Source organism: Pseudomonas sp. Colony2 (genome assembly GCF_019382755.1).
In the GTDB taxonomy this organism is placed as follows: Bacteria; Pseudomonadota; Gammaproteobacteria; order Pseudomonadales; family Pseudomonadaceae; genus Aquipseudomonas.
Genome location: NZ_CP080030.1, coordinates 878,912 through 879,850 on the forward strand (window position 1 = coordinate 878,912; position 939 = coordinate 879,850).

At 60.1% G+C, this 939-nt stretch carries 1 protein-coding gene; it reads left to right on the forward strand.

Translation table 11 applies throughout. The features are described 5' to 3' along the window. Nucleotides 1-523 precede the first annotated feature (523 nt). A partial coding sequence (locus tag JV201_RS29520; RefSeq protein WP_257903284.1) for a YfjI family protein occupies nt 524-939 on the forward strand: 416 nt, incomplete at its 3' end.

A 939-nucleotide genomic window follows, 5' to 3' on the forward strand; every position in this document is an offset into this window, starting at 1 on the left:
GACGATAGACCTTCCTCGCTGCACTGCAGCAACTTCATCTCTCGGCACACTTAGCTGCGCCAATCTGTGCCCGTCTCTTTCTCCTGGAAAGAGACGGGTGCTCGTACCACTGCTGCAAGCCCCGTCGTACAGGGCATTGCCGCAACTCTCCTCGTGACAATCGGCCTGACAAATCCGATTCGTCGCCATCCGCAACGACACAGGCACGGGTGCCGCAGCCTATGGAAAGGCTGCACCTGACTGACAGTCAGGTATGCCCCAGGTGTCGATGTTGTTGCCTTCTCCCACTCAGGATCTCCAGGTGTCGAACTCGTCAGTCGGCACAGCCTCTACCCGCCCGCATTTTCGGATGCGTCTAAGGAGGCCAGATTCATGGGTTCATGCCCTCGCTTCCGGTCGTAAGGAGCCGTCGTTCCGCGTCAGTGAACACCTCACAGGTCGCAGGGGCCTTGATCCCTGATAACACTCAACAAGCGTGGCGGGAGTATGTGAGGGCAGTCAGTAACTACCGAGGAGAGGACCCATGCAGCAGTTAGATCCGAAGCTTGAACTACCACGATCCCCTCGACCGCTAATCGAGTCGAGCACGGTGGCCGAGCCTTATCCAGTTAAGGCGTTGGGTGGAATTCTTGGGCCCGCGGTTGAGCGCATGGCCGAGGTCATCGGCGTGCCCCAAGCACTGGCCGCGCAATCTGTGTTGGCCGCCTCGGCCCTGGCCACCCAATGCCATGCGGGCTTACAACTCGACGGGAGAAGTTATCCCCTGTCGCTGTACCTGATCACGGTGGCCGCGTCCGGTGATCGCAAGACCGCGGCAGACCGATCTGCATTGCTGCCAGCACGCCAATGGGAGCGTGAACAGTGGCAACACTATCGTGAACAGCTCTCCCGGTACCGCTCCGCACAGCGACAGGCGCAGCGTATCAATCCTGCCGACCC